Here is a 25,862-nt window from a genome sequence, read left to right as displayed (position 1 = left end):
TTTTTGATTACAAGAGAGATTCAGCACCGTCAACGTACACTTCAGAACCGGTGACATGGCTCGACATGTTGCTCGCAAAGAATAAGACGACGTCAGCGACTTGTTTCGCGGCACCGGACTTTCCGGCAAGCGGTTGGTTGCCGAGCGGATACTCGATAGGGATGACGATTTCTTCGAGCAATGCATCATCTCGATTGGTCGAATCATCGATATTCGTATCGATGGCTCCCGGGCAAATGGAATTCACGCGTATTCCGAATTGCGCGAGCTCCGCAGCTGCCATTTTCGCAAATCCGGTCTGACCTGCTTTCGTCGTCGCATAGCCACTGAAACCAAAGTTTTTAAAGTATCGATTGCCGTTGATTGACGAGGTGATGATGATACTTCCACCATTCTCTTTCAAATGAGGAATGGCATGTTTGACGGTCAAAAACGTTCCCGTCAGATTCGTCTCCACGACACCATTCCAGTCTTCAATGGACAAGTGTTCAATCGGTGTGATGGTTCCGTTGCGTCCGGCGTTGGCGAAGACGATATCGATTTGTCCGAATCGCTCAATCGTCCGTGCATACGCTTCTTTCATTGCTGCTTCATACGCAACATCCACGCTGATTCCGATGGCCCGTTCCTCTCCGACGAGACTCGCGAGACGCATCGCATCCTCTTCATTCAAGTCGAGAATGGCGACTTTCGCACCCGCTTGGATGAAACGGATAACTGCGGCACGTCCGATACCGGAGGCCGCTCCAGTGACGAGCGCTACTTTTCCAGATAGTAATTTATTTGAAATCAATCCGATCACTCCTTTGTCATGACTCTTTCTCATATTCCACAGTTCTGGAAAAGTTACGCTTCATTTCAGAAAATCATGGCGATGTGACTTCAATCGTCCGTGCGATGTTCAAGTTGGACTCCGTGGGGATGACCTCGATGGTGACGAGCTGACCGCTTTGTAATCCTTGTACGCTATTGACGATGCCCGTTACCTCGGTCTGGTCGTTAATTAAGATGACGCGCAGCGTGACTTCTTCTGAGGATTCGGTGGATTCAATCAATAGCTGAGGAATGTCGACCCGTTCAATTTGGCCTTCGACCACATTGTCATTCCATGTACTCATCCAATACATGACGATTAAAAAAAGACCGAGAAAGACTAGGGCAAAGGTTAACCGTGCACTCATGCGCAACCCACTCCTTCATTGTCCGGCATCGCATCTTGTCTAATTTACCTTTACCCGGAAATTCTCTCATCACTTGAAAAAATAGTAGGAATCTCAAGAAAAATGGGGAATAGAAAGAAAAACGAAAAGGTGAGGTGCGAGCGAATGTGGATGATGGTTGCGGCGCTAGGGTTTGTTGCTTGTGTATGGATCACGTTTGGCTGGTTTACTATCGGCAATGCGGGGCGACGAGTACGCGGAGGGCTCTTGTCCTTAAGTATGACCTGTCTGTTTGCGCCACTTTTACTTGTGAAGCTAGGAGAACAGTACGGATTTATCGGGGTTCAAGTAGGGCTGACCGTTTTATTCGGCTTACTCCTAGGTGCCTTTTTCTTCGTGGCGCTCGGCTGGACGGGGCGACCGACGAAAGTCCGAAAAGTAAGAACGTTATCGGAAGACCCTGATTTATTTTGAAGCCTGACTTACCACTCCTACGGTATAATGCGGTCATAACGATGTTACAGGAAATGGAGTGGAAATGATGATTGCACCACCACAGTTAAAGAACGGAGATACAATTGGGATTATCACGCCTTCTTTTCCAGCACCCGTGCAGTTTGAGGAGCGCTATCAACGAGGGATCGATCAGCTTAAGCGTATGGGGTTCAAGGTGAAAGAAGGCACATGTACATATGAATCAGAAGGGTATCGGTCATCCTCCATTCAGAATCGAGTGAACGAACTGAATTCGTTTTCGCATGACCCTGAAGTGAATGCAATCATCAGTACGATTGGAGGAACGAATTCAAACTCATTGCTTCCATATATCGACTATGAACAATTGCGACACCATCCCAAAATCATCATGGGCTATAGTGATGTGACGGCCATTTTGATGGCGTGTTACGCCAAAACGGGGGTTGTCACGTTTTACGGACCGGCTGTCGTGCCGTCATTCGGCGAGTATGGTGGGATGTTCGAGAAAGGGTCCCAGTACGTACGAGAGATTCTCAGTTTGGAGAAAACTGCCCCGTTCGATTTGGACGTGCCGAAAGAGTGGACCGAAGAGATGCTCGATTGGTCGACGCAGCAACGTATTAAAACCTTTCAACCGAATGAAGGATGGGTACCTCTAAGGGATGGAAAGGCACAAGGCACATTGATTGGCGGGAATTTGAACACGATGTCAGGTTTCTTCAAATCGGACTATTATCCCGATTTGAAAGGGGCGATTCTTTTCCTAGAAGGTTCCTTCAAAACGATGGCTGAAGAAGAACGTTCGCTTAGCATGTTAAAAATCGCTGGTGTATTTGATGAGATTTCGGGTCTAATTATCGGCAAGCACGAGCATTTCCAAGATCAATCCGCTCCGTTCTCGTTCAACGACTTGTTGCTTGAAGTCATCGGCGACACAGACATCCCTATTTTGACGAACGTCGATATTGGTCATACGTTTCCGTCACACGTCTTCCCGATCGGCATTCAGGTCGAATTGGATGCGACGAATGGAACCATCCGATTTTTAGAAGATGGGGTGTCAGCATGAAAGAATACCTCACGATATTTGACGAAAATCATCAAAAAATAGGCGAGAAAGAGCGTGGGCGTGTTCATCTAGACGGGGATTGGCATGAGACGTTCCACTGCTGGTTCTGGAAAGATCAATTTGTCTATCTACAGCGTAGAAGTATGGAGAAACAGGACTTTCCCGGGAAATATGACATCACCGCAGCGGGACATCTCGCTTCAAACGAGACGTTCATTGATGGTATTCGTGAAATTGAAGAAGAGCTCGGACTGTCGTTGACGTTCGAACAGCTCACAGCTCTTGGAATATTTGAAGACGTGATTGAACTGGACGGGTTCCTCGATCGCGAGTTTGCACATACGTATTGTTACGCTTATCAAGATGAACCGCTCCGTTTTGACGACAGGGAAGTGATGGACGTCGTGGTTGTTCACAGGGACGAGCTGATGGCGCTCACGGAAGGACGATTGCGTACGATTGAAGGAAACTCCATCATGACGAACCATCTCGTTCACATCACACAAGCCGATTTAGTTCCACATCGTCTGACGTATTGGCAACGTATAAGTGAGGGATTGGCACGAATCGATGCGTCAAATCGATAAAGAGAGAATTCGCTGCTCGCCGATCGGTCCACCGATTCGACGTCCGGTATCGACCCATCCGTTTGTCGTATAAAGTGTAAACGCCACATCATTTTTCAGGTTGACGGACAATACGACTTCACGGATATGAGAGAAATGTTGTTGCACGAACTTCGGAAGTTCTTGGAGTGTCGCTTTTGCGTAGCCTTTTCCTTGATCTGCCTCATTGATGGCAAAAGCCGAGAAGAGCAGCGCATGTGGTTCGTCCGTATAAGAAGCGACTCGTTCGTTGTCATGTAGTAAAAACATGCCGACGGGCTTCTGTTTGACGACAACAATCGGATGAACGCCTTCAGGAAGTGGGTCGTCCATATCTTTTGGAAGGGTTGTATACTTTTCTTGGTCCGTCGGCAACGTGAACGTATCAAGAATCGGTCGATGCGTATCATTTCGATATTCTAATGTGATGTTCATAAGGCGTCTCCTTCGGGCGTTATTCATTTCATTCAGAAAAGGGGAATTATATGGCTACACAACTTACATATCGTCAAAACCCGCCTGTGCGAGATCTATATCGGGCGTTTATGACTGGTTTTTCTGATTATATCATTCCGTTCCAATTCGATGAGCAGACGTTTGAAGACGTCTTTCTCGTAAGAGACCAAAATCAGCCGTCCCGTTCCATCGTCGCTTATGACGGGAAAGAGCCGGTCGGCGTCGTATTGAGTGGGATTGCGTATCTCGATTCAGGATGGCAGACGCGTTGCGGCGGACTTGCTGTCGCCCCGCACGCTCGGAAATTAGGCGTTGCGACCGAGTTGATGCAACGATTTGAAGACGACGCCAAAGGAACTCGTTTGCTTGAAGTAATTCAAGGGAACGATGCAGCGTTGTCGCTTTATCATCAACTTGGATATAAGACGACACGTGAAATCTATTACTTTCAGGCGGTACCACTTGAAACGACTGCTCACATGACTTCGGAACCGATTCAAACGTTGTTCGACCGACTATACCCGACAGCTCAGCATGTTCCGATTTGGCAACGCGATGTACGCGTGACCCAACAGGAGGCAGAACTTGTGAAAGTGGTCGAAGGCGAACAAGAAGGATTTTTGTTATACCGCGATCATGTACTGCTCGATGTTTTTGGTCACGCTGAAGATGCAGAATGGTTATTGCGCGCGGCTGCGACCCGATCCCCACTTCACCTCACTTTGACGTCCGACCGTCCTGAATGGATAGAAGCGGCACGACGACTAGGATTTGTACAAGACGACATTTCGCAGTTTGAAATGGTGAAAGACGAACGATGAAGCGATTATTACTTGTTTGTATCATCGGATTGATGTTAGGAAATACAGCGACCATTATCGCGCTGACGACGAATCTTTCGCCAGAAACGGTGAATCTGCTGCTTATAGGTGGACTTGGACTGACCACCCTGTCCGTCATCGGCATCGTTCTTGCTGGATATTATACGAAAAAACGTAAGTGAAATCCTTGTGAAGTAATGCTTGAAAATATCACATCGTCCTGTCATGGATGACATGAAAATGAAAAACTTCATTTATTGAAATGTTTAACCCCCAGTGGTATATTCGCATATGTAGCTTTTTTATCATTTTATGAATGTATCAATTTGGAGGGTTTATTATATATATGTGGAAACAACTCATCATGACAGCAGGTGTCGGCGTTCTTTTGTTCCAAGGACAGACTGCATCCGCTGACAACATGTCCCCGCAAGATCTCGTTCAAACGGAGAAATCTGTCCAACAAACTACAAAACAAGTCAAAGAAACGAAACAAGCCATTCAAAAAATCCAGTCAAAGTTGGATGAAGTCAATCAAAACGCGGAAGTGTTGCGTGACAAGATTGAAGGCGCTTCTGAAGAATTAGAAGCGGTCGAAGCGGAACTCGTTCCGACAGAACAATCACTCTTTGCGAAAGTCGTATCTTCTGTTCTACCGAGTGCGAAAGCGGAGGCTGCTGAGGCCGAGGAAACGCATCAGGCACTCGTTGAGAAGAAAGAACAAGCGAATGAGACACTGAAACAGCTAAAAGAAGAGCAACAACAGATCGAAGCGACACGTCAAGACGTGAAGACGGCATATGACGAACAGTCGAAACAATATAAAAAGCAAACGAATCAGTTGAGTGATTTGAAAAAACAGTACGAAGCAATGGCGCCTGAACGGTTCTTGATGCCTGCAGAAGGACGCCTCTCGCAAGGGTTTGGTGCAGCAAGCGGACAGTTCGGATACACGTTCCACAACGGTCTCGATATTGCTGCTAAAACAGGTACACCGATTTACGCCGCGGAGGCTGGAAAAGTCACAAAAGTTAGCTCAAGTGGACCTTATGGAAACCATATTCAAATCGAGCATAACGTAGATGGTCAGAAATGGACGACGGTCTATGCCCATATGCATAAAGTCGATGTGAAAAAAGGTCAGACCGTGCGCCAAGGTGAACCGATTGGTCAAATTGGAAACACGGGTAACTCATCAGGTCCACACTTACACTTTGAGATTCATAAAGGGAACTACAATTTCTCAGCTAGTTCAGCTGGAAATGCCGTCGACCCGATGAAAGTGGCAGAACGTCTCGGTGGTGCCTCTCCAGTTAAATCAACGTTTTGAAATCAAAGATTATCTGACGAGCTTAATTTATGAGCATTGCTAGTAATTAAGAAGTCCTACTTCAAGTTGCAGAGCAAAGTAGTTCACATAGAAAGATGTTATAAACGATTGACGAATACTATAAATATACTTCGATCCGCTAATCCAAATCATTTTAAAATATTAAACGACTTGATATCCCTCTGTGACGGAAATCAAGTCGTTTTAACGTTTATAATGTCTTATATAAATTCGTTTTTCTTCGTTATTTTGAACGATTTTCACTTACACTCTCTTTACAGAGTAACCTTTGTAATCTAAAAAAAGAACCAGGATAAAAACCTGATTCTTAGACATTTGAAAATCGCAGTGTATGATTAGCCTCTTGGAGGATACGTTAAATTGCCAAGAATAACTGGATTGTGTGCACCTGTTGCGGTCGGAACATTATTAGCATTGCGGTAAAAAGTCTCATTCGCAAGTAGAGCGAAGGCTACCGCCTCTTTTGCCTCCGATGAAAAACCTAGATCTTCTTGAGTTTTTACCTGTATCGAACTTCCGATAAGAAGTTGAATCATTTTTAAGAGCGTATAATTATAACTGCCTCCTCCGCCAATGATTACCTCATCTATTTTAGTTTTGGGAAAGACAAAAGCTTTATAATTTTCAACAATAGATTTCGCGGTAAACATAGTGACGGTGGTCACTATGTCTTCTTTTGGGAGTGTGCCAAATTTTTTTAACAGTTTTACAACAAACTGCTTACCAAATAATTCTCTTCCAGTAGATTTGGGGGGACTGCTCATAATATAAGGGTGAGCCATGCAGTAATATAATAACGCTTCATTCACAGTTCCTTTCCCTGCAATCTCCCCATCTTTATCGTAATTCACCCCGAACAATTGTCTACATACTCCGTCGATGATCATATTTCCCGGGCCTGTATCAAAGGCTTCCATATCGCTTAATGAAGCTCCTTTAGGAATAACGGTAACATTGCCTATCCCCCCAATGTTTTGAAGAAGTCTTCCCTTTGTTTCACTTCGATAAAGAATGTATTCAGTGAAAGGAACGAGAGGTGCACCTTGACCTCCTGCAGCCATATCCATAGCACGGAAGTTCGAAATGACTGTTGTATCCGTTTCATAAGCAATAAGAGCAGCTTCTCCAATTTGAAGTGTGGACGGTACAAATGAATGTTCATGTTTTGGTTGGTGATAGATTGTTTGACCATGAGACCCAATCAAGTCTAATTTATCTAGCGGAAAGTTAGCTTTTTTACAGACTTCTTTTACTGCATCTGCAAATAGTTTTCCTAATTTAAAATTGAGACTACAAATCAGTTGAACATTTGAATTTTTATCAGAAATGGACTGTATGATTTCCGATTCAATCTCTTTTGGGAACGGATAAGTAAGGAACTCGATGACTTCCGTTTTAGTTTGAAGCCCAGTGCCAGAAACTTTAATTAGCGCGGCGTCTATCCCGTCCAGTGATGTACCTGACATTAATCCTACAACATACATTTCTAATTACCTACCTTCTTATATTATTTTTTGCTGCATACCAATTGTATATACACTCGTTACTTAATAAATATTCACGAATGTTCATTATGAAAAATGATACCTTTCCATAAACCTAGACTTTTAGGCTGATTGGTATCGTACCTTATTTTAAAATTTTTTTTTAAAAATGTATACAAAGTATTGATAATTATTTTTAATGATGTTATATTTTTCTTGTGCTGAAGCGCTTACATATTTTTTTGGAGGAAAAAGGTGATAACCGTATGCTAGATCATTTGACAACTGAACGTCGCAATAAAAAGACAATGTTTTTAGATGAAATGAAAACGCTTGAATTTTTAGAAGTGATGAATGAAGAAGACAGTAAAGTAGCTGTTTGTGTTAAAAAAGAGCTCCCACAGATTGCAAAAGCGGTAGACGCAATTATTGCTGCAAAGAAACAAGGAGGCCGTTTAATTTATCTTGGAGCAGGAACTAGTGGACGAATTGGTTTGTTAGACGCTGTTGAGTGTCCACCAACGTTTAACACGGATCCAAGTGAAGTAGTCGGATTAATTGCCGGTGGAGAGAATGCTTTTATTAAAGCGGTAGAAGGTGCGGAAGACAGTTTAGACTTGGGAGTCGAAGATTTGAAGCGTATCCAATTAACAAGTAAAGATATTTTGGTCGGTATAGCTGCTAGTGGCAGAACACCGTACGTTATTGGTGGTTTGAAATATGCTCATCAAATCAATGCAAAAACAGTTTCAATTAGCTGTAATAAAGATTCAAAAATCAGCGAAATAGCAGATATTGCTATTGAAGTTGTTACTGGTCCGGAAGTGTTGACTGGTTCAACAAGACTGAAAGCTGGTACTGCTCAAAAACTTGTATGTAATATGCTTTCTACAGCATCAATGGTTGGTGTGGGAAAAGTTTATGGGAACCTTATGGTGGACTTACAGCTCACAAATGAAAAATTAATAGAGCGTGGAAAACGCATTATCATGGATTCGACAGAATGCAGTTATGAAATTGCTGAAAAATATTTATTAGAAGCAAAATTACAGCCGAAAATTGCGATCGTGATGATCTTAACAAACCTTTCATATGAAGAGGCGACCAGCCGTTTAAGAACCGCGCAAGGTTTTGTGAGGCAAGCGATTTAAATTTTATTACTAAAGCAAAAGAGGAGGAAGGAAAATGAAAGTATTATTTGTTTGTTCAGGTGGAATGTCTAGTGCAATTGTTGTAAACGCTCTCAAAAAAGAAGGAGAGAAACAAGGTCAATCACTAGAAGTGTTGGCAGTTGGGACTCAAGAATTTGAATCTGAAGTAAAAAATGGATGGAACGTAGCTATGGTAGCGCCACAAGTGAAACACCGATTTGATGGGTTTAAAGAATCGGCAGATGCAGCGGGCATTCCATGTGGGGTGATCCCTGGTCAAGCTTACAGTCCACTTGGAGGACCAGCGCTATTAAAATTGATTAATGAGACGCTTCAAAAATAATATTGATAACATTTCAATAAAAGGAGAAAAGTCGCATGGAAAAATTTGTGTCTTTTTTAGAAAATAATTTATCGACACCAATGGCTAAATTATCTGAACAAAAGCACCTTAGAGCAATTCGTGATGGCGTAGTATCTGCACTACCTTTTATTATCTTTGGAAGTCTTTTTCTACTCATTGCATTCCCTCCAGTATCTGCTGATTCTGCCTTAGGAGAATGGGCGGCAAGCCATATTGCGGAGATACTAATTCCTTATCGTCTCACGATGTATATCATGACCTTATATATTACGTTTGGTATTGGGTACAGTCTGTCCCAAAGTTATAAACTTGATCCTTTGTCCGGTGGATTGCTAGCACTTTCAGCATTCCTTTTCACCATCGGAATAAACGTGATGGAAGGTGTCGGTTTTGTCTTACCGATGGCAAACCTAGGAGGACATGGACTGTTTGTAGGGATGCTCGTTTCTATTTTTTCTGTAGAAGTATTGCGCTTCTGTAAAACAAAGAATATTACGATAAAAATGCCGGACTCTGTGCCTACATCTGTGGCACGTTCGTTTGAAGCCTTGATCCCGGTAACGCTCGTACTAGTTGCTATGACAATTATTACAGTCGTACTTGACGTTGACATGCATTCATTAATCGATAAAGCTGTAGCCCCATTAGTCAGTGCGGGCGATACGTTACCAGGTGTTCTCGTTCCAGTTTTCTTAATTACTTTTTTCTGGTCATTTGGTATTCACGGGGTATCCGTGGTTGGTGCCGTTGCTCGACCAGTTTGGGAAGTATATTTGGCGAATAACTCTGCAGCGGTTGCTGCCGGTAACGCAATTCCCCACATTGCTCCAGAAACGTTTTTCCAATGGTTCATCTGGATTGGAGGATCCGGGGCGACTCTTGGATTAGTCATTGCGATGTTGTTGACAGCAAAATCAAGTTACAGTAAAGCGATGGGAAAAGCTACAATTGTTCCAAGTCTCTTCAATATCAATGAACCGGTCATTTTTGGAATGCCGATTGTCTTAAATCCTATTTTAATTATTCCATTCATTGTCACACCACTCATTGGTGCTACTCTTGCTTATATCGCCACATCAATTGGGCTAGTTAACCCTACTTATGTCATGGTTCCATGGACTTTACCGGCACCAATTGGAGCGTACTTATCGACAGGTGGAGATTGGCGTGCAATTGTACTTTGTGTAACGAACATAGCAATTTCTGTCGGAATCTACTTACCGTTCTTCAAAATGTATGATAAGAAGCTTCTTGAGATGGAAGCTGTTGAAGCTGAAGCGTCTGAAGATCAAAATAAAGTCGCCCTATAAGAATACAAAGGGAGTCTGGATATTGCCCTAGGCTCCTTTTATTCATCAGGAAAGAGGGAAAACACGATGAAAGCAGCACAAAAAATCCATTTCTTTTCATACAAAAGTGCTTTTTTATTCTTTAGTTTTATTCTTGCACTAAATCTTGTGGTGAATCCGTTGCTAACAGGGTTTGGTGTGAATGAAACATTATCTTTGTTTTTAATAAATACAGTTGGAATAAGTGTGGGGTTGGTGTTTGTACTAGTTTGGGTTGAAGGGAAATTTAAACAAAAGAAAAAGGCCGGTATTTTACTTCTGAGCCTTTTGATTTTGAGTGGGTCTGTTTGTTTTTCTATTCTTTATGGCTAAATCAAAAAGAAATACAAGATGAGGTGAGAGAAAATGAATAGTAAACCAGGTTTAAAAGTCGCCACCATTGGGGGTGGATCGAGCTATACCCCAGAACTGATTGAAGGGTTTATCCAACGTTATAAGGAATTACCGATTCGTGAACTGTGGCTTGTAGATATTGAAGAAGGTAGAGAAAAGCTTGAAATTGTAGGAGAACTTGCAAAAAGAATGGTTAAAAAAGCAGGAGTTCCTATGGAGATTCATATCACAATGAATCGACGAGAGGCTTTAAAAGGCGCATCATTTGTCACAACACAGATGCGGGTCGGACTGTTGGATGCAAGAATAAAAGACGAACGCATTCCTCTTCAAATGGGACTGATTGGTCAAGAGACAAATGGGGCAGGAGGGTTGTTCAAGGGACTTAGAACAATTCCTGTGTTGTTAGAAATAGCGACCGAAATGCAGGAGTTGTGCCCCGAGGCGTGGTTGATCAACTTTACGAACCCAGCAGGTATGGTGACTGAAGCTTTGTTGCGTTATAGCGGACATAAAAAAGTGATAGGAGTATGTAATGTCCCATTTAATATGCATCTTTCTATTTCAAAAATGCTTGGCGTTGACATGGATAGAGTACATATTGATTTTGCTGGTTTGAATCATATGGTATTCGGTCTTCATGTTTACCTCGATGACCAGGATGTGACAAGTAGAGTGCTTGAAATGCTTGGAGACCCGGATATTCAACTTACTATGAAGAACATTGCCCCACTCCCGTGGAACTCAAACTTCCTAAAGTCATTAGAAGTTGTTCCCTGTCCTTATCATCGTTACTACTATAAAACTCAAAATATTTTAGAAGAAGAGTTGGACGCCTTCGAATTAAGAAAAACCAGAGCAGAAATTGTGAAAGAATTAGAAGAAGGTTTGTTTGAACTGTATAAAGATCAAAACTTGGATGTAAAACCACCTCAATTAGAGCAGCGCGGAGGAGCGTACTATAGTGACGCGGCATGTAACGTCATCTCTTCTATCTATAACGATAAAAAAGATATTCAAGTATTAAACGTTCAAAACAAAGGTTCGATTGCTGATCTTGACTACAATTCAGCTGTCGAAGTCAGTTGTGTTGTGACAAAACATGGACCGATTCCGTTGACAATGGGAAAACTCCCTGTGCAAATACAAGGGCTGATCCAACAAATTAAATCGTTTGAACAAGTTGGTGCAGAAGCAGCCGTTACCGGATCATATGATAAAGCGCTACTGGCATTGACGATTAATCCACTCATTCCAAGTGATGACTTAGCTGAAAAAGTACTTCAAAAATTACTCGAAGCTCATAAAGAGCATTTACCGCTTTTCTATAAAGAGCAATCTGTAGAAACTGTTTGAAGTATAACATTATGTAGAGGAGTTTTAATAATGGAAGAAGTAGAAACTAAAGATATTGAAATATTTGAAATTATTTTACATGGTGGCAATGCGCGAGGATTTGCATTTGAGGCGTTAACGGAAGCCGAGAATTTCAATTTTGATAAAGCGGAAGATTTGCTAAAAAAAGCCTCTGAAGAACTTAACGTAGCGCATAAAACTCAAACAAAGCTCATTCAAGCTGAATTGAATGGTACACCGAGTGAGAAAACGTTGCTGATGATTCATGCTCAGGATCATTTAATGACGGCGATTAGTGAACAGAAACTGATCGAACATATGATTCGAATTATAAAAAAATTAAGCCCAAACGATTAAAAAAGAGGTGATTAATATGAAAAAACTTGGGATTTCAATCTACCCTGAACACTCTTCGGTAGAGAAAGATAAAGAATATATAGCTTTGGCACATAAAAATGGATTTCATAAAATCTTCACTTGCCTCCTATCCGTAGAAGGCGATCGAGATAAGATTATGAAAGATTTTAAGGAAACGATTTCGTATGCGAATGAATTAGGTATGGAAGTTATGATTGACATAGCGCCGAGAGTTTTCAGTAAACTAGGAATTTCATACGATGATTTATCTTATTTCGCAGAGCTTGGAGCCTATGGAGTTCGTTTGGATGCAGGGTTTACAGGACATGAAGAAGCGATTATGACTCATAATCCATATAACTTAAAAATCGAAATTCCTATGAGTAATGCTAATAAATATTTGGACAATATTATCTCTTATAGACCAAAAAAAGAAAACCTTGAGGGATCGCATAATTTTTATCCTCATCGGTATGCAGGGTTGAGCTATTCGCACTTTATAAAATGCTGTGAACAATTTAAAAAGCATAACATTCGTACGACTGCATTTGTTAACTCACAAACAGCAACATTTGGTCCGTGGCCGGTTACAGAAGGTCTATGTACACTTGAAATTCATCGTGAATTGCCGATTACTACTCAAGCGAAGCATTTATATGCGACAGGATTGATTGATGACATCATCATCGCTAATGCTTACGCATCGGAAGAAGAATTAAAAGCTTTAAGTATGGTCAATAATGAGATGATTACATTTAAAATTGATTTACACAATACAATCACAGATTTAGAAAAGAGAATCGTATTAGAAGAACTTCACTTTTATCGTGGAGATGTATCTGAATATCTCGTTCGATCTACTCAATCAAGAGTAAAATATAAACAAGAAACATTTAAGCCTACATATACTCCTAATATTAAACGTGGGGATATTCTTATTGAAAATGAACGTTACGGTCAATACAAAGGCGAATTACAAATTGCTTTAAAAGATATGGAAAACACCGGAAAGACGAATGTCGTCGGTAGAATAGATGAAAACGAGATAATGTTGCTAGATTATTTAGAACCGTGGGATAAATTTCAGTTTTCAATAAAATAAAAGAGGAAAAAACGGGAGGAATATCCGCAATTCCTTCCGTTTTTGTTGAAAGGAGAAACAGGATGAATTATATAGTTGGAGTAGATGGTGGAGGAACAAAAACAGAGGCTGTTGCATATGATTTGAACGGAAATAAGTTAAGCGAAAGTAAATCTGGATTCGGTAATTTGCTTATTGATGAAACACAAGCAATTCATCATATTGTTCGAGCTATACAAGATTGTATAGCGCCTCTTAAAAAGCAAGATTGTAAATACATTTGTATAGGACTGGCGGGATTTGGAGGTGTCGAAAATACCGAAACCATCGAAAATGCGTTACAGGAAACATTCTCTATCCCATTTTCCTTATTCAACGATGGAATCATCGCGCACGCAGCCTCTTTGAAGGGTGAAGACGGTGTTTTAACTATTTCTGGTACAGGATCTGTTAGCATTGGTATGCATAACGGTCATGAGCGAATGGCAGGTGGATGGGGGCACCTTTTAGGCGATGAAGGAAGTGGATATTGGATTGCGATGCAGGCTTTTATCAATATGACGAAGGAAGAAGACTTAGCCTTGCCATATAGTGCATTGTCAGTAGACATCCTTTCTAAGCTTGGATATCATAATGTATCAGAATTAAAAAAGTTTATTTATCGAGCGACAAAAGCGGAGATTGCTGATTTCACTCAATTGATTGTAAAGCATGCCTATTCCGGTGATGCCTTTTCACGTGATATTCTCGAGAGGGCAGGTATCCATCTGGCGAACAAGACTATCCTATTATGTAATGCATTAAAACTCCCACCAAATGTTACAATAGCAATAAAGGGAAGTGTACTAATAAATGTAAAAAATGTGCAAGAATCCTTTATTAAACAAATTTTAGAGGAAAATCCGAAGGCGAATATAATTACCAAAGATGTATCATCTACATTAGGGTGTTACTATTTAGCTTTAAAACGTATTGGTACATAATGAGGAGAGAAAAACGATGCGTGTTGAAAATATTTTGTTACGAATAGAGAGTTTATTGAATCAACTGCCTAAGTCCGAGAGAAAGATTGCAGTGTATATTCTAGAAAATCCTAATGACATATCGAGAATGGGCATACATGAACTTGCTCTTCAAGCAGATGCTAGTAGTTCGGCAGTAACGAGATTTTGTCGCTCGATCGGAGTGAATAGTTTTTCGGAGTTGAAAGTTTCATTGTCTTCACTTTTGGCGTATCCTGAAAAACAAGGCTTTTTTGATATAGAACTAAATGAACCGATCTCTTCCATCAAGGAAAAAATTGTTTCTAATTCAGTTCAAGCTATTCAAGAAACGAGTCATTTACTCGATGAAGAGATTGTTGAACAAGTGATTGATAGTATCGAACAAGCGGATGTCATTTATGTCTATGGACTCGGGGCTTCTTGGCTAATTGCCGAAGACATTACTCAGAAGTGGCTTCGACTCGGAAAAGTTGTCAATGCCTATCAAGATCCGCACATAACAACAACTGCACTTGGCGCAGCACCAAAAAACACAATATTTTTCTGTATCTCTAACAGCGGTGAAACAGAAGAAATTCTCCAACTTGTTGACATTGCAAAAACATATCAAATAAAAACAATCGGGTTGTCAAGATTCGGCAGTAATCGTTTATCGAAAAAAGTAGACATGTCGCTTCATCATGTTCGAGCCCCTGAAGCAATATATAGGAGTGCCGCAACAAGTTCGTTATTTGCTCAACATGTTGCGGTAAGTATTCTATTCTATGCTTATTTGTCTAAATTTTATAATGAAGATAAGAATGAAATTGAACGTTCAAGAGAATCAGTCTTAAAATTTACGAAAAGAAACTTGGATTGACCTTAATATAGTTGCTAAAAATTCAATGTTCCGGTATATCAAAACCCTGACTACTATTAAAAAAATGGTAGTCAGGGTTTTGATATACCCTTAATCTCGTTTCTTTTGGCGGACTCTAATTTTTAAAAGAAGGATTGCGGGGAGAGGGAGCCAATTTTTCAGGTTATCTGATGATGAGCAGACAACACGAAGTGAAAGTAGAAACCAAAAAAGTCATACCTTTTTATTGTTCGCGTGTCGGGTCGTGATTGCCTTCACTATCGGCAATCGTATCCGAACTTCCGTAATCTTCAACTTGTGAAAAGGCATCCGTCTTTTGTCCGGGTTCATCCGTTCCGTCCAGTTCTTTGCGACGGGCCGTCTCATTCGGGTTCAATACGTCTTCTTCGACCGGTCGATCGAGTTCATGTTCGTGCTCTTCCTCTTCCTGGGCACGAGCGTGCTCGATACATAACGTGGCTTCCGGGATGACTTCAAGCCGGTCCAGTTCAATGTCTTTCCCGCACACTTCACATTTGCCATACGTACCGTTCTGGATGGCGAGTAACGCCTTGTCGACATCGCTCAAAAACTCTTCATCGAGCTCATTCAGTGCTTGGTCGCGTTCACGTAAAAAAAGTTCTTCACCGGAATCAGCCGGGTGATTATCGTAATGAGAGAGCTCGCCTTCATCGTACGTCTCTTCTCGGCTATCCATGTACCCTTCAGTTTTTGCTTTTTCTTTCAATAGACGTTTTTTAAACGTTTCGATTTGTTCTGCAGTCAACATATTGATTCACTCTCCAGTTCTCAAGTCATTAATATAAGGTTTCCCATTTTATATGCGCACAAACCTTTTGAAGTGGAATCCACTATGTCGAGAGGCGAAAAGGGTATGATGACAATAGAGCATATGGATTTTAGTGAGGAGGAACGAATCATGCGAAAAGTCGAAGTGGTTTCCTACAACCCAGAATGGCAAAGTCGGTTTGAAGAAGAGGCAGGGAAATTGCGCCGATTGTTTGAAGGAGAGCTCGTCGCGATTCATCATATCGGGAGCACCTCGGTCGAAGGACTCGCGGCGAAGCCAATCATCGATATGATGCCTGTCGTACGGGACATCGAACGAGTTGATGCGTATACGGAACGGATGGAAGCGCTCGGGTATCGAGGGCTCGGTGAATACGGTATTCCAAAGCGTCGCTATTTCCGGAAAGGGGAAGAAGAGCGGACGGTTCACGTACATGTGTTTGAAGAAGGAAACCCAGATGTGGTGAGACACCTCGCCTTCCGGGATTACTTACGTACATTCCCTGAGGTGCGCGATACGTATGGAGAATTGAAGTTGCAGCTCGCAGCGCAACATCCGGAAGATATGGAAGGCTACATTCAAGGAAAACATGAGTGGATCATCGAAACGGAACGACTGGCGACGAAGTGGTATAAAGAAAATCATGGCGTGTGAAACCTTTTTGTGGGAATCGTCGTATAATACATCAAACCTTGAAGGGGGAAATCTCATATGAAGTGGTTTCTTGGAAAATGCGTAGAATACTCCTTGGCTGCACTCGTATTCGTCGGGTTGTTCTTCGTCCTCCGAATGATCGCCGGAGATACAGATAAAGGGTATATGTTGACGGTACTCGGTTCATTTTTTCTTGTGTTGCCGATTTCGCTTCTTATGGGTTACTTCTTGGCCCGTCCGCTTCAACGTCGCCTAGCAGGGAAAGGGACTTCTACTTCGAAAGAGCATACGTTGCATGGGACTGAAAAACCACATGGTGTGATAGAAGATCGGAATCACACAGGATTTAACGGTTGATGGATAGCGTGTTCGTCTCAACAACAGATGCCCGACTCATCGCTCGATTAAATCGTTCCATTCATGAGCATCATGTTCGCATGAATTCAGATTACTTTGCGGAGTATCAAGAAGAAAAGATGTATGAAGCCTTTCTGACACTGATAGGGAGACCGGGTCATCATTTCATGGTGCTGGAAGTAGAAGCAATCCCTGTCGGCTACATATGGTTCGAGGAGAAAGTGAGTGAGGCGACTGCCTTTCGTCAAGCCGTCCGAACCGTTTATGTGCATCATATCAGCATCGATTCGATCTATCAGCGCAAGGGATACGGACGACGCATGATGGAGTGGATTGAGCAATGGGCACTTGATCACCAATTCAAGTCGATTGAATTGGACTATTGGATGATCAACAGCGAAGCGGCCTCTTTTTACGACGAGATTGGATTCGTTCCGAAACGTCAGATTGTCATCAAAACATTGGGGGAATGAGCAAATGGAGTGGATCACAATCGGATTAGGAATTCTCGGGGTGCTTTCATTGGGTTGGTTCTTTTATAGTTATTGGCTCGGATATAAAGGGGGAAATATCGTGATAACCCTCGATGAGCATTACACGAAGTTAGAAGAATACGTGCCTGCCATTTTGACGAAGCTATATGAAGACGGCAAGGCTGCCCACTACCTTGGGGACCGTAAGTTCGAAGTGGAGGGCAAACGTTATGTCCTCGTGGAGCGTACTGTACCAATCGGTCACGTTCCGACACAACAAACCGTATTACAACCGGAAAAATAAACGGAAGGGAGCTCTCGCGAATGAGATGCTCCCTTTGTTTATTTGACGGCTGGGGGACCGAAGCCGCCGCTGTGATAGTCGCGGAAGGCTTGGCGAATCTCTTCTTCGGTGTTCATGACAAAAGGACCGTGCGCGATATACTCTTCCCTAATCGGCTTTCCCGAATAGATGAGGACGCGTGTGCGGCTTGTCGCTTGGAGGTGAAGGCTACTCATCGCATCGGACGTTTCATCAAACGTCAGTGTCGCCACGTCCGTTTTGCTGAGTGGAATGCTGGACGCTCCAACTTCGATTGATCCGGCGAGAACATATAGGAAGCTATTATGGTTCGCAGGAAGGACATGTTCATACGCACTGCCTTCTTTCAGCAAGACCTCGGTCATCGTGATTGGAACGAGACTCTCCATCGGTCCTTTTACACCAGCGATTTCGCCAGAGTAGACACGAAGCTGCCCACCGTCAATCAGAACAACCGGCGCGTCTTCGACATACACATTTTGATAAGAGGTCGTCGTTGTTTTTAGTGACTTCGGCAAATTCAACCACAATTGAAGGGTATGGATAAGGTCATCATCGACGGCTTCCTCAGCGTGGCGAGCCGCCCATCCGGCATTCATATATTGGACATCACCAGCATCTAAAATCGAATGTCCTCCATGATTGTCAATGTGTTCGAGCCGCCCGTCGATGACGTATGTGATCGTCTGGAACCCACGATGAGGATGGTCAGAAAACGTCCCCCGTTTGAACCAGTCTTCGGCCATCAAAATGAAGGGGTCGAATGCTTCTTTTTGTTCAGGTGGTAATACCCAACCTTGTTGAACGTGCGGATATCCGTTTTGGCGATAATTGACGCGCCAATGCTTGTCGACATCTCTTATAAATGAATTGGTCACAACACTTCACTCCTTTCTCTTTTTATCTTCCCAAAAAACGTTTTCGTCAGGGTTTAATTTGCCTCATGGATATGCAAAAAAGGCAGATGCGCTTGGCATCTGCCGAATCAACTATTGTCTGTGAACAGGTTGTGCCACTTGATGGCGTCCTCACGTAACAGTTTAAAGTGGGCCCCCGTCTCCGCATTCGTTACGTAGACATCGTTCCCGTCATAACTCACGTCAAACGTTTGGGCACATACGCCTTGAAACAGTGTCAAATAAGGAACGGGTGCAGGTGTTCCTGCATGAGATGTCGCATTCGCCTGTTCAATCGCGCGGAAGAGAAAGTCTACTTCTTCTGTTCCGACGTGTTGTAAAAACGAGGCGTCTTTTGACTCTGTACCGAGAAGCGCTAACTCATGAAACAGGGCATGGCGTTCACCGCTTAACGTTTCATGAATCTGTTCATTCAATGCCTCTCCATATATTAATTCTGGTTGGTGATACGTGATGGAGACGAGTTGACGGTGTGCCGTTCCGTCTTTCATGTACGTAAAACTATACAGTGGATAGCTGTGTCCGGGTATAAGAACAGATGGCAATTGAGATGCTGCCTTCGCACCGAATACCTGTGACATATGACCATCTTTCGGTCGTAAGACCGTTTGATAATCGTTTTGATCTGAACTGGTGTAAATCGCATATTGTAACGTATCATCCGATTGCTCTGTCCCGAGCCCTACTGACAGATAAGGATGACGCGATGCATCAATTGGAATCATCAGACGCTCTTCTCCTTCTGACGATGTCAATGTCAGTTCAATTTCTCCGTTAAACGGCATCGTGATATGGAAGAGGGTATGTTCGATTCCGGTTCGTTCTGGATAGGGCTCATTACCTATCGGCTTTTTCATCTCTTCAGCAAAGTGGTCATATTCATGTGGTTCGGCAGAGCGAATCTTCGCGATATCTGGATAAGAGTCTGCTGTATATTGGACATCATGTAAGCTTTCAGGAAGATTGTTTGTTTTGGTGACATACGTAATCGAGTCTAGCTGACATTGTACATACGATTCATTATTGACTGTAAACAATGTGGCCGTCGGGAAAGCAGAGGACGTGGCGACATCTGTTAAGGGCTGTGTCAACGTGACCGTTCCAAGCCAATGTCTCTCGCCGCTCGGGATTGTCGAAACTGCATTGTCTGGTTGACACAATTCGATGATTAATGCGCGATCGGATTCTGGCATTTCGATTTGTTGTCCATTCGGTAACAAGGCACGTCCTTGATAATATTCTGGAGCAGGTTGGAGTCGGAGTGCGCGTTCTTCCTCGCACCCGAATAAGAAAAATAGGATGACGAGGGTACTGAAAATCAGGTACTTTTTCACATCGGTACTCTCCTTCGATGAATCACTTTCACCATTCTAGCACCATTTTTTTGTGACTTTAGTCTTAGGAAAATTAATGTGTTATTTTAAAAAAAAATTAAAAAACCCGTCCAACTTGAACTGAACGGGGGATGAAACCATTTATGTTTTATTTTTACTTTTAACCTTTTTTGCCGTGTCGATTTTTGACGAAAAAACGTTGATTTGAAGCAGATTCGAAAAATAGCAATTTTCGTCTAAATCATCAGATTAGAATTCGATGGAATTTATTTGATGAAGTTCCCTTCAATCAACATCTCGACCGCGTGCTGCCTTCAAAATTTCGAACCATTCTTCACGCGTGAGATCGATTTGAAGTGCGTCGACACCTGTTTGAACGCGCTCGATTTTTCCTGATCCGATAATTGGCATGATGTTCGCAGGGTGTTTGATGAGCCATGCATACACAATCGAATCGATTCCGCTCGCATTGTGACGTGCGCGAATCTCCTCGAGTTTTTCACGAAGAGGTGCGTACTGTTCGTCTTTGAAAAGCTGCCCTCCTGCGAGTGGGCTCCAAGCCATGAGTGGCATCCGTTTTTCGTGACAAAGGTCAACCGCTCCATCTTCAAAGTGTTTCAATTGCATTGGAGAGAGTTCAAGTTGGTTCGTCACGAGTTGGAACGGGAGACGTGATTGAAGCAAGTTCTGTGTAGACGGTACGTGGTTGGATACACCGAACTCACGTACTTTCCCGCTATCACGCAACGTAATGAAGGCCTCGGCCACTTCATCTGGGTTCATGAGCGGATCTGGGCGGTGAATCAATAATGTATCAATGTGATCGATGGCGAGTTCTTTTAACGAACGCTCCGCTTGCGCGATGATATGTTCTTTTGTCGTGTCATAATAGTTGAGCGTTTGACCCGGATTGAATGATCCTGTCAATTTGATGCCCGTTTTTGTGACAATCTCCATTTGGTCACGGAGCTCAGGTTTTAGTTTTAACGCTTCCCCAAATAATCCTTCACATGTATAACCACCATAAATATCTGCATGGTCGAACGTCGTGATGCCGAGTTCGAGACATTGTTCGATGAACGTGAGACGTTCCTGTGGGGTCATGTCCCAATCAGCGAGCCGCCACATTCCGTGGATGACGCGTGAGAATGATAATTCTTCTGTTAAAGCGATGCGTTGCATAATAACTCCTCCTTGGTTGTCAGTCGCTTTTCATTATACGTCTTCAAAGAAAGCGCGTCACTTGTCACCCCCTCGAGCAGTTTTAGCGTCAAATGAGCTTGTATGCGCTATGATGGTAAAGAAGAGAAACAGGAAAGAGGCGTGACAGATGAGTGACTATAAACCATATGCGGACGTCACCTTCGAGCGGGTGGGCGACTCGTTTCAGGTAATGGCGATGCACCCCGATCTTCAGTTACACGGGATTGGACGCAGTGCGGCCGTGTTTCGTTTAAAAGAAAGGGACCGCGTCATTAAAGTGTTCTTTCCGGGATACGAACAAATCGCAATCGAAGAGGCAGCCATCTATGAAAAGCTAAGAGGCCTTCCTTATTTTCCGACTTGTTACGAAGCGGGTGACTCTTATTTGGTCATGGATTATATTGAGGGGAAGACGCTGTTTGAATGTCTAACAGAGGGCATCTGGATTGACCCGTCTTATCTCGAGGTGGTGGACGAAGCACTTCGCCAAGCACGGTTGTTAGGCTTGACCCCATCGGACGTTCACTTGCGAAACATTATTTTGACGCCGAACGGACAGATTTTCTTGATTGATTTGGCACGCTTCAGACAAGGGCAACAAATTGACCATCAATGGGAAGACTTGAAACGGATGTATCGACTTTATCGCTGGCGTTTTATGCCGAAACAATATAATGAGGCCTTCCTTAATCGAATCGCTTATTTGTACCGTAAATTCGTGAACGATCCGGATTCTTGATCTGGGTCGTTTTTCTTTTGTCGATTAGGGAACAAGGGTAACGTGTCCAAATCCAAAGGAGAAGTGAAAGGGGAATGACGAATGGCTCATCGAATCTATGCGAATGAACTCGAAACACTCCACGAATGCGTGGAGACATGTAATGATTGCTTGGAATCCTGCCTAGAGGAAAAAGACGTACAAATGATGGTTGATTGTATCCGGCTCGACCGTGAATGTGCCGCGGCCTGTGCATTTCTCGCTGAGGCGATGACGCGAGATTCGGCATTTGTCCCAGAACTTGCTCGAGCGTGTGCGGTCATCTGCAAAGCCTGTGCACAAGAGTGTGGGAAACATAAACACGCGCATTGTCAGGAATGTGCGCGCGTCTGTACAGAATGTGCCTCGATGTGTGACCGCTTAGCAGCATAATCTGAGTGACCGGTCGATGGGACCGGTCACTTTTTTCGTGTCTTTTAAAGAAGGGATTCGTATAATGAAAAAAACGAGAAGTGGGTGTTAAAATGATTCGCAATTGTCGACGAGATGATCTTCAAATGATTTTACATATTTATAATGACGCAATCGTGAACAGCACGGCTGTCTATCATTATGAACCAGTAACTCTCGAGAACAGGGTCGCCTGGTATGAAGAGAAGAAAGAACAAGACTGCCCGATCATCGTATGGGTCGAGGATGATGTCGTCATGGGATTTGCAACGTTTGGACCATTCCGCCCGTGGCCGGCATATCATTACACGGTCGAGCATTCCGTGTACGTACACCCTGGCTATCGAGGGAAAGGAATCGGCAACAAATTATTAAAGGAAATCATCCGTATCGCAGAAGTGAGAGGAATGAAGACTGTGATTGGTGGAATTGACGCGTCGAACGTGACGAGTATCCGTGCCCATGAAAAAGTCGGATTCGTACATTCAGGAACGATTCGAAACGCCGGGTATAAATTCGGAAAATGGCTCGATTTATCGTTTTATCAGCTCGATTTAGAAGGTCCTGTGTTACCTACGGAAGGATGAACAGTCTAGAAAGGATGTCTCTCTATACGATATACTGAAACGAGTGAATCGAATGGAGGAAAACGTATGAATGAGTACCCGAATTGTCCAAAATGCCAATCGTCTTATGTATATGAGGACGGTCCACTGCTCGTCTGCCCGGAGTGCGCCTATGAGTGGTCACCGAGTGAGGCAGCCGAAGCGGAAGCCGCGTCTCAAATCAAAGACGTGAACGGAAATCCGCTTCAAGATGGAGATACTGTCACTGTCATCAAGGATTTGAAAGTGAAAGGCACATCGCTTGTCGTCAAACAAGGGACGAAAGTAAAAGGGATTCGACTTGTGGACGGTGATCATGACATCGATTGCAAAATCGATGGTCTAGGTGCGATGAAACTGAAGTCGGAGTTTGTGAAGAAAATCTAACATAACGTCAGACTGTCGACGAATTGGGGCGTGAAATGCGCCTTGGTTCGTCTTTTTTGTAAATTATGGTTTATGATAATATGTAAGCGTATTCAAAATGTAAAGGAGGGAGAACATGTTATTGAAGAAAATGATTACCTTCCTCAGTGTGATTTCGTTATCTATATTAATGGGATGTGGTCAACAAGAACGAGAGCTCGTTGTTGGCAATTATACTGATGAACAAACAATTGTGTACTCTGAAAATACGGTGACAGATAAAGAAAAGATTGATGACTTCAAAACGATGATTGAAGCAAGTTCAATCACGAACGAACGTCCAAAAGGGCTTCCTCAATATGTAGTGACCATCAATAACCCAGCTGAATCTACGATGGAATTGATGGTGAACTTTTGGAAAAATGACAACAACGAGTTCATTTTTTCAAAAGGAATAGAAAGTCGCGAATATTTTAAAGTTGATGAAGAACACATCAAGGATGTAAATGAACTCTTAGAATGATTCAAATGGTAAAAAATAGTATGTGCCTTATGTAGATATGAGATGATGATGAAGGCATTCTAAATCAAAAAAGAGGAGGAAGACATTTCGTGGGACAACGATTTGTATTGAAGTCAAAACAGCATATGAGTGGTGGAATTATAAAAATTGTCGTGGATAGCTATACAGGCGTTCACTACTTGATGACTAGCGGCTTAGGATTGAGTGGAATGACGCCTCTTCTAGATGAACATGGAAAAGTCGTCATTGAGAAGCCAAAATCGACTTCGTGAAATCGTGGAATATAGAATTCATACAAAAAACCAGGCTGATCAGCCTGGTTTTTTGTATGGACCGTCTTATGAGAAGAATGGTTTATACTCGCGACGTTCATGCATGACCGATACCCATTGGAGGGTCGTGAACTCTTCGAGTACCCATTCGCCGTTGAAACGTCCGAGACCGGAGTTTTTCTCGCCTCCGAACGGCATGTGCGGTTCATCGTTGACCGACTGGTCGTTGACGTGAATCATGCCGGTTTCGACTTTTCGTGCGAAATTGGTCGCACGGTAAACTGAACCGTGGACGGCACCGCTCAATCCATACGGCAATTCATTCGAGAGACGGAGTGCCTCTTCGTCATCTTTAAACGACAGGATGACCGCAACCGGACCGAAGATTTCATTTTTCGCGAGTGGCATGTCATTCGTGACACCACTGAGGACGGTCGGTTCGAGAACGTTGCCGTCGGCTGTCCCGCCAGTATGAACGGTCGCACCTGCATCGACGGTTTTCTCGATTTGCTCTAAGATACGATCGATTTGATCGTGGTCGATGAGCGGACCGACTTGCGTGTCTTTTTCGTTCGGGTCACCCGCTTTCAATTGTTTAACGCGATCGACGTAACGTTCCACGAATTCATCATGAATCGATTCGGCGACGAGAATCCGGTTCGTCGACATACAAATTTGCCCTTGATGGTAGAACTTGCTGTATACCGCTGATTCGACGGCACGGTCGAGGTCGGCATCGTCGAGTACGACAAACACGTTGTTCCCACCGAGTTCAAGAGCCGTCTTTTTCAAGAGGCGACCCGCTTTCTCTGCGATTCCTTGACCGACCTCGGTTGAACCTGTGAACGAGATGAGACGCGGAATCGGATGTTCGACAATCGCATCGCCGATTTCAGACCCTCGTCCGACGACGACATTGAGTACGCCTTTTGGAAGTCCTGCTTCTTCAAAGAGCGATGCGAACAGAAGGCCACCTGTGACCGGTGTCGCGGTAGCCGGTTTGACGACGACCGCATTCCCGGTCGCGAGAGCCGTCACGATTGAACGAACAGCCAAATGGAACGGGAAATTCCAAGGACTGATGATTCCGATGACCCCGAGTGGTTTACGATAAACCCGGTTCTCTTTGTTCGGCACGATCGAAGGTTTGATGAGTCCGTCCATACGGAATGGGAATGTCGCGGCTTCCTTGATGATGGCCATCGATGCGGCAAATTCGCCTTCTGCCTTGATGCGTGTACTGCCAGACTCTTTCACGAGCCAATCGACGATGAGTTCCTTGTTGTCCATCGTTACCTGGGCAAACTTTTCAATCAATTCGCGTCGTGCTTGCGGAACCATGTCAGCCCAGTCCGTCTGAGACGCTTTCGCAGCTTCATAGGAACGATTCAAATCATCTTCATCCGCTGATTGAATCGAGAACAGTGTCTCGTTCGAAAACGGATTGACGTTGTCGATCGACTTCTCACTTGATCCGTTTACCCACTCACCATTGATGTACATTTTCGTAAAATCTGTATGCATGTAGAACACTCCTTTGTTTTTCTTCACCATAGGAAGTATTCACTTATTTTATAAAAATAAACATCTGAAAATGTAAC

General features: G+C 43.2%; 34 protein-coding genes. 25 read left to right on the top strand and 9 right to left on the bottom strand.

Annotation, left to right across the window (positions count from 1 at the left end):
* Window positions 1-7 precede the first annotated feature (7 nt).
* Together KNO99_RS02555 and KNO99_RS02550 are read right to left on the bottom strand one after the other, a co-directional pair.
* Entirely contained in the window at window positions 8-793 is a 786-nt protein-coding gene (locus tag KNO99_RS02555; protein ID WP_214744986.1) for an SDR family oxidoreductase, read from the bottom strand.
* 73 nt (window positions 794-866) lie between these two features.
* On the bottom strand, window positions 867-1,181 hold the full coding sequence (locus KNO99_RS02550) for a hypothetical protein (protein ID WP_214695035.1): 315 nt from the start codon (window positions 1,179-1,181) through the stop codon (window positions 867-869).
* Between the two features lie 144 nt (window positions 1,182-1,325).
* On the opposite strand from KNO99_RS02550, the gene KNO99_RS02545 reads away from it, so the two are divergent.
* The 3 genes from KNO99_RS02545 to KNO99_RS02535 all read left to right on the top strand — a co-directional run bounded on the left by KNO99_RS02545 (window position 1,326) and on the right by KNO99_RS02535 (window position 3,293).
* Entirely contained in the window at window positions 1,326-1,634 is a 309-nt protein-coding gene (locus KNO99_RS02545) for a hypothetical protein (protein ID WP_214744984.1), read from the top strand.
* Window positions 1,635-1,701: 67 nt separating this feature from the next.
* Window positions 1,702-2,706 carry a S66 family peptidase gene (locus KNO99_RS02540; RefSeq protein WP_214744982.1) on the top strand — a complete coding sequence of 335 codons (1,005 nt, stop codon included), beginning with the start codon at window positions 1,702-1,704 and terminating at the stop codon, window positions 2,704-2,706.
* A complete protein-coding gene (locus KNO99_RS02535) occupies window positions 2,703-3,293 on the top strand; it encodes an NUDIX hydrolase (protein ID WP_214744980.1) in 591 nt (196 codons plus the stop codon). Before KNO99_RS02540 ends, KNO99_RS02535 begins: the two co-directional genes overlap by 4 nt.
* Here the strand turns inward: KNO99_RS02535 and KNO99_RS02530 are convergent.
* A complete protein-coding gene (locus tag KNO99_RS02530; RefSeq protein ID WP_214744977.1) occupies window positions 3,282-3,746 on the bottom strand; it encodes a GNAT family N-acetyltransferase in 465 nt (154 codons plus the stop codon). The two genes, KNO99_RS02535 and KNO99_RS02530, sit on opposite strands and share 12 nt — an antisense overlap.
* 50 nt (window positions 3,747-3,796) lie before the next feature.
* On the opposite strand from KNO99_RS02530, the gene KNO99_RS02525 reads away from it, so the two are divergent.
* The 3 genes from KNO99_RS02525 to KNO99_RS02515 all read left to right on the top strand — a co-directional run bounded on the left by KNO99_RS02525 (window position 3,797) and on the right by KNO99_RS02515 (window position 5,918).
* The gene (locus tag KNO99_RS02525; RefSeq protein WP_214744975.1) at window positions 3,797-4,588 is read left to right on the top strand and encodes a GNAT family N-acetyltransferase; all 792 of its coding nucleotides are present in this window, start codon (window positions 3,797-3,799) and stop codon (window positions 4,586-4,588) included.
* A complete protein-coding gene (locus tag KNO99_RS02520; protein WP_214744973.1) occupies window positions 4,585-4,770 on the top strand; it encodes a hypothetical protein in 186 nt (61 codons plus the stop codon). Before KNO99_RS02525 ends, KNO99_RS02520 begins: the two co-directional genes overlap by 4 nt.
* A gap of 164 nt (window positions 4,771-4,934) precedes the next feature.
* A complete protein-coding gene (locus tag KNO99_RS02515) occupies window positions 4,935-5,918 on the top strand; it encodes a M23 family metallopeptidase (protein ID WP_214744971.1) in 984 nt (327 codons plus the stop codon).
* Between the two features lie 356 nt (window positions 5,919-6,274).
* Here KNO99_RS02515 and anmK read toward each other — a convergent pair whose 3' ends face one another.
* Entirely contained in the window at window positions 6,275-7,423 is a 1,149-nt protein-coding gene (anmK, locus tag KNO99_RS02510; protein WP_214744969.1) for an anhydro-N-acetylmuramic acid kinase AnmK, read from the bottom strand.
* A 266-nt stretch (window positions 7,424-7,689) separates the two neighbouring features.
* Between anmK and murQ the strand changes: the two genes are divergently transcribed.
* From murQ to KNO99_RS02465, 9 genes are all read left to right on the top strand, one after another.
* Complete coding sequence (murQ, locus tag KNO99_RS02505; RefSeq protein WP_214744967.1) at window positions 7,690-8,574, top strand: N-acetylmuramic acid 6-phosphate etherase; 885 nt, start codon at window positions 7,690-7,692, stop codon at window positions 8,572-8,574.
* Between the two features lie 34 nt (window positions 8,575-8,608).
* Window positions 8,609-8,917 (top strand): PTS sugar transporter subunit IIB, encoded by a 309-nt coding sequence (locus tag KNO99_RS02500; protein ID WP_214744965.1) that lies wholly within the window; start codon window positions 8,609-8,611, stop codon window positions 8,915-8,917.
* A gap of 35 nt (window positions 8,918-8,952) precedes the next feature.
* Window positions 8,953-10,248, top strand: coding sequence for a PTS sugar transporter subunit IIC (locus KNO99_RS02495; RefSeq protein ID WP_214744963.1), 1,296 nt, complete (start codon window positions 8,953-8,955; stop codon window positions 10,246-10,248).
* Between the two features lie 66 nt (window positions 10,249-10,314).
* Complete coding sequence (locus KNO99_RS02490) at window positions 10,315-10,599, top strand: hypothetical protein (RefSeq protein ID WP_214744961.1); 285 nt, start codon at window positions 10,315-10,317, stop codon at window positions 10,597-10,599.
* Between the two features lie 33 nt (window positions 10,600-10,632).
* Complete coding sequence (locus KNO99_RS02485; protein WP_214744959.1) at window positions 10,633-11,976, top strand: 6-phospho-beta-glucosidase; 1,344 nt, start codon at window positions 10,633-10,635, stop codon at window positions 11,974-11,976.
* Window positions 11,977-12,006: 30 nt separating this feature from the next.
* Complete coding sequence (locus tag KNO99_RS02480; protein ID WP_214744957.1) at window positions 12,007-12,333, top strand: PTS lactose/cellobiose transporter subunit IIA; 327 nt, start codon at window positions 12,007-12,009, stop codon at window positions 12,331-12,333.
* 16 nt (window positions 12,334-12,349) lie between these two features.
* A complete protein-coding gene (locus KNO99_RS02475; protein WP_214744955.1) occupies window positions 12,350-13,435 on the top strand; it encodes a DUF871 domain-containing protein in 1,086 nt (361 codons plus the stop codon).
* A 62-nt stretch (window positions 13,436-13,497) separates the two neighbouring features.
* The gene (locus KNO99_RS02470; RefSeq protein ID WP_214744953.1) at window positions 13,498-14,397 is read left to right on the top strand and encodes an N-acetylglucosamine kinase; all 900 of its coding nucleotides are present in this window, start codon (window positions 13,498-13,500) and stop codon (window positions 14,395-14,397) included.
* A 16-nt stretch (window positions 14,398-14,413) separates the two neighbouring features.
* Window positions 14,414-15,277, top strand: coding sequence for a MurR/RpiR family transcriptional regulator (locus tag KNO99_RS02465; protein ID WP_214744951.1), 864 nt, complete (start codon window positions 14,414-14,416; stop codon window positions 15,275-15,277).
* Between the two features lie 223 nt (window positions 15,278-15,500).
* Here KNO99_RS02465 and KNO99_RS02460 read toward each other — a convergent pair whose 3' ends face one another.
* Window positions 15,501-16,046, bottom strand: a complete 546-nt coding sequence (locus KNO99_RS02460; protein WP_074035454.1) for a TraR/DksA C4-type zinc finger protein — start codon at window positions 16,044-16,046, stop codon at window positions 15,501-15,503.
* 150 nt (window positions 16,047-16,196) lie between these two features.
* Between KNO99_RS02460 and KNO99_RS02455 the strand changes: the two genes are divergently transcribed.
* The 4 genes from KNO99_RS02455 to KNO99_RS02440 are packed head-to-tail and all read left to right on the top strand — an operon-like array spanning window position 16,197 to window position 17,855.
* A complete protein-coding gene (locus tag KNO99_RS02455) occupies window positions 16,197-16,721 on the top strand; it encodes a GrpB family protein (RefSeq protein WP_214744949.1) in 525 nt (174 codons plus the stop codon).
* 57 nt (window positions 16,722-16,778) lie between these two features.
* Complete coding sequence (locus tag KNO99_RS02450; RefSeq protein WP_214744947.1) at window positions 16,779-17,078, top strand: hypothetical protein; 300 nt, start codon at window positions 16,779-16,781, stop codon at window positions 17,076-17,078.
* A complete protein-coding gene (locus KNO99_RS02445; RefSeq protein ID WP_214744944.1) occupies window positions 17,078-17,551 on the top strand; it encodes a GNAT family N-acetyltransferase in 474 nt (157 codons plus the stop codon). Before KNO99_RS02450 ends, KNO99_RS02445 begins: the two co-directional genes overlap by 1 nt.
* Window positions 17,552-17,555: 4 nt before the next feature.
* Window positions 17,556-17,855, top strand: coding sequence for a hypothetical protein (locus KNO99_RS02440; RefSeq protein WP_214744942.1), 300 nt, complete (start codon window positions 17,556-17,558; stop codon window positions 17,853-17,855).
* A 38-nt stretch (window positions 17,856-17,893) separates the two neighbouring features.
* Here KNO99_RS02440 and KNO99_RS02435 read toward each other — a convergent pair whose 3' ends face one another.
* The 3 genes from KNO99_RS02435 to KNO99_RS02425 all read right to left on the bottom strand — a co-directional run bounded on the left by KNO99_RS02435 (window position 17,894) and on the right by KNO99_RS02425 (window position 21,306).
* A complete protein-coding gene (locus KNO99_RS02435; protein WP_214744940.1) occupies window positions 17,894-18,751 on the bottom strand; it encodes a pirin family protein in 858 nt (285 codons plus the stop codon).
* A 107-nt stretch (window positions 18,752-18,858) separates the two neighbouring features.
* Window positions 18,859-20,124, bottom strand: a complete 1,266-nt coding sequence (locus tag KNO99_RS02430; RefSeq protein WP_214744938.1) for a hypothetical protein — start codon at window positions 20,122-20,124, stop codon at window positions 18,859-18,861.
* Window positions 20,125-20,409: 285 nt separating this feature from the next.
* On the bottom strand, window positions 20,410-21,306 hold the full coding sequence (locus KNO99_RS02425) for an aldo/keto reductase (RefSeq protein WP_214744936.1): 897 nt from the start codon (window positions 21,304-21,306) through the stop codon (window positions 20,410-20,412).
* Between the two features lie 148 nt (window positions 21,307-21,454).
* Here KNO99_RS02425 and KNO99_RS02420 point away from each other — a divergent pair, with 148 nt between their 5' ends.
* From KNO99_RS02420 to KNO99_RS02395, 6 genes are all read left to right on the top strand, one after another.
* Complete coding sequence (locus tag KNO99_RS02420; protein WP_214744934.1) at window positions 21,455-22,066, top strand: protein kinase family protein; 612 nt, start codon at window positions 21,455-21,457, stop codon at window positions 22,064-22,066.
* Between the two features lie 81 nt (window positions 22,067-22,147).
* Window positions 22,148-22,477, top strand: a complete 330-nt coding sequence (locus KNO99_RS02415; protein WP_214744933.1) for a four-helix bundle copper-binding protein — start codon at window positions 22,148-22,150, stop codon at window positions 22,475-22,477.
* Between the two features lie 92 nt (window positions 22,478-22,569).
* A complete protein-coding gene (locus tag KNO99_RS02410; RefSeq protein ID WP_214744931.1) occupies window positions 22,570-23,082 on the top strand; it encodes a GNAT family N-acetyltransferase in 513 nt (170 codons plus the stop codon).
* A gap of 66 nt (window positions 23,083-23,148) precedes the next feature.
* Window positions 23,149-23,487 carry a zinc ribbon domain-containing protein YjdM gene (locus tag KNO99_RS02405; protein WP_074035492.1) on the top strand — a complete coding sequence of 113 codons (339 nt, stop codon included), beginning with the start codon at window positions 23,149-23,151 and terminating at the stop codon, window positions 23,485-23,487.
* A gap of 115 nt (window positions 23,488-23,602) precedes the next feature.
* The gene (locus KNO99_RS02400; RefSeq protein WP_214744929.1) at window positions 23,603-23,989 is read left to right on the top strand and encodes a hypothetical protein; all 387 of its coding nucleotides are present in this window, start codon (window positions 23,603-23,605) and stop codon (window positions 23,987-23,989) included.
* An 89-nt stretch (window positions 23,990-24,078) separates the two neighbouring features.
* Window positions 24,079-24,261 (top strand): DUF6440 family protein, encoded by a 183-nt coding sequence (locus tag KNO99_RS02395; RefSeq protein ID WP_074035494.1) that lies wholly within the window; start codon window positions 24,079-24,081, stop codon window positions 24,259-24,261.
* A gap of 66 nt (window positions 24,262-24,327) precedes the next feature.
* Here the strand turns inward: KNO99_RS02395 and KNO99_RS02390 are convergent, their stop codons facing one another.
* Window positions 24,328-25,785 carry an aldehyde dehydrogenase family protein gene (locus tag KNO99_RS02390; RefSeq protein WP_214744927.1) on the bottom strand — a complete coding sequence of 486 codons (1,458 nt, stop codon included), beginning with the start codon at window positions 25,783-25,785 and terminating at the stop codon, window positions 24,328-24,330.
* Between the last annotated feature and the right edge of the window lie 77 nt (window positions 25,786-25,862).

The organism is Exiguobacterium sp. s189 (assembly GCF_018617615.1).
GTDB lineage: Bacteria > Bacillota > Bacilli > Exiguobacteriales > Exiguobacteriaceae > Exiguobacterium > Exiguobacterium aestuarii_A.
This window is presented reverse-complemented; position numbering and strand designations above follow the sequence as displayed.

Bases quoted from the DNA above. Each gene is read 5' to 3' on its own strand.
- KNO99_RS02550 (WP_214695035.1), bottom strand. From the start codon at position 1,181: ATGAGTGCACGGTTAACCTTTGCCCTAGTCTTTCTCGGTCTTTTTTTA.
- KNO99_RS02545 (WP_214744984.1), top strand. From the start codon at position 1,326: ATGTGGATGATGGTTGCGGCGCTAGGGTTTGTTGCTTGTGTATGGATC.
- KNO99_RS02540 (WP_214744982.1), top strand. From the start codon at position 1,702: ATGATTGCACCACCACAGTTAAAGAACGGAGATACAATTGGGATTATC.
- KNO99_RS02535 (WP_214744980.1), top strand. From the start codon at position 2,703: ATGAAAGAATACCTCACGATATTTGACGAAAATCATCAAAAAATAGGC.
- KNO99_RS02530 (WP_214744977.1), bottom strand. From the start codon at position 3,746: ATGAACATCACATTAGAATATCGAAATGATACGCATCGACCGATTCTT.
- KNO99_RS02525 (WP_214744975.1), top strand. From the start codon at position 3,797: ATGGCTACACAACTTACATATCGTCAAAACCCGCCTGTGCGAGATCTA.
- KNO99_RS02520 (WP_214744973.1), top strand. From the start codon at position 4,585: ATGAAGCGATTATTACTTGTTTGTATCATCGGATTGATGTTAGGAAAT.
- KNO99_RS02515 (WP_214744971.1), top strand. From the start codon at position 4,935: ATGTGGAAACAACTCATCATGACAGCAGGTGTCGGCGTTCTTTTGTTC.
- anmK (WP_214744969.1), bottom strand. From the start codon at position 7,423: ATGTATGTTGTAGGATTAATGTCAGGTACATCACTGGACGGGATAGAC.
- murQ (WP_214744967.1), top strand. From the start codon at position 7,690: ATGCTAGATCATTTGACAACTGAACGTCGCAATAAAAAGACAATGTTT.
- KNO99_RS02500 (WP_214744965.1), top strand. From the start codon at position 8,609: ATGAAAGTATTATTTGTTTGTTCAGGTGGAATGTCTAGTGCAATTGTT.
- KNO99_RS02495 (WP_214744963.1), top strand. From the start codon at position 8,953: ATGGAAAAATTTGTGTCTTTTTTAGAAAATAATTTATCGACACCAATG.
- KNO99_RS02490 (WP_214744961.1), top strand. From the start codon at position 10,315: ATGAAAGCAGCACAAAAAATCCATTTCTTTTCATACAAAAGTGCTTTT.
- KNO99_RS02485 (WP_214744959.1), top strand. From the start codon at position 10,633: ATGAATAGTAAACCAGGTTTAAAAGTCGCCACCATTGGGGGTGGATCG.
- KNO99_RS02480 (WP_214744957.1), top strand. From the start codon at position 12,007: ATGGAAGAAGTAGAAACTAAAGATATTGAAATATTTGAAATTATTTTA.
- KNO99_RS02475 (WP_214744955.1), top strand. From the start codon at position 12,350: ATGAAAAAACTTGGGATTTCAATCTACCCTGAACACTCTTCGGTAGAG.
- KNO99_RS02470 (WP_214744953.1), top strand. From the start codon at position 13,498: ATGAATTATATAGTTGGAGTAGATGGTGGAGGAACAAAAACAGAGGCT.
- KNO99_RS02465 (WP_214744951.1), top strand. From the start codon at position 14,414: ATGCGTGTTGAAAATATTTTGTTACGAATAGAGAGTTTATTGAATCAA.
- KNO99_RS02460 (WP_074035454.1), bottom strand. From the start codon at position 16,046: ATGTTGACTGCAGAACAAATCGAAACGTTTAAAAAACGTCTATTGAAA.
- KNO99_RS02455 (WP_214744949.1), top strand. From the start codon at position 16,197: ATGCGAAAAGTCGAAGTGGTTTCCTACAACCCAGAATGGCAAAGTCGG.
- KNO99_RS02450 (WP_214744947.1), top strand. From the start codon at position 16,779: ATGAAGTGGTTTCTTGGAAAATGCGTAGAATACTCCTTGGCTGCACTC.
- KNO99_RS02445 (WP_214744944.1), top strand. From the start codon at position 17,078: ATGGATAGCGTGTTCGTCTCAACAACAGATGCCCGACTCATCGCTCGA.
- KNO99_RS02440 (WP_214744942.1), top strand. From the start codon at position 17,556: ATGGAGTGGATCACAATCGGATTAGGAATTCTCGGGGTGCTTTCATTG.
- KNO99_RS02425 (WP_214744936.1), bottom strand. From the start codon at position 21,306: ATGCAACGCATCGCTTTAACAGAAGAATTATCATTCTCACGCGTCATC.
- KNO99_RS02420 (WP_214744934.1), top strand. From the start codon at position 21,455: ATGAGTGACTATAAACCATATGCGGACGTCACCTTCGAGCGGGTGGGC.
- KNO99_RS02415 (WP_214744933.1), top strand. From the start codon at position 22,148: ATGGCTCATCGAATCTATGCGAATGAACTCGAAACACTCCACGAATGC.
- KNO99_RS02410 (WP_214744931.1), top strand. From the start codon at position 22,570: ATGATTCGCAATTGTCGACGAGATGATCTTCAAATGATTTTACATATT.
- KNO99_RS02405 (WP_074035492.1), top strand. From the start codon at position 23,149: ATGAATGAGTACCCGAATTGTCCAAAATGCCAATCGTCTTATGTATAT.
- KNO99_RS02400 (WP_214744929.1), top strand. From the start codon at position 23,603: ATGTTATTGAAGAAAATGATTACCTTCCTCAGTGTGATTTCGTTATCT.
- KNO99_RS02390 (WP_214744927.1), bottom strand. From the start codon at position 25,785: ATGCATACAGATTTTACGAAAATGTACATCAATGGTGAGTGGGTAAAC.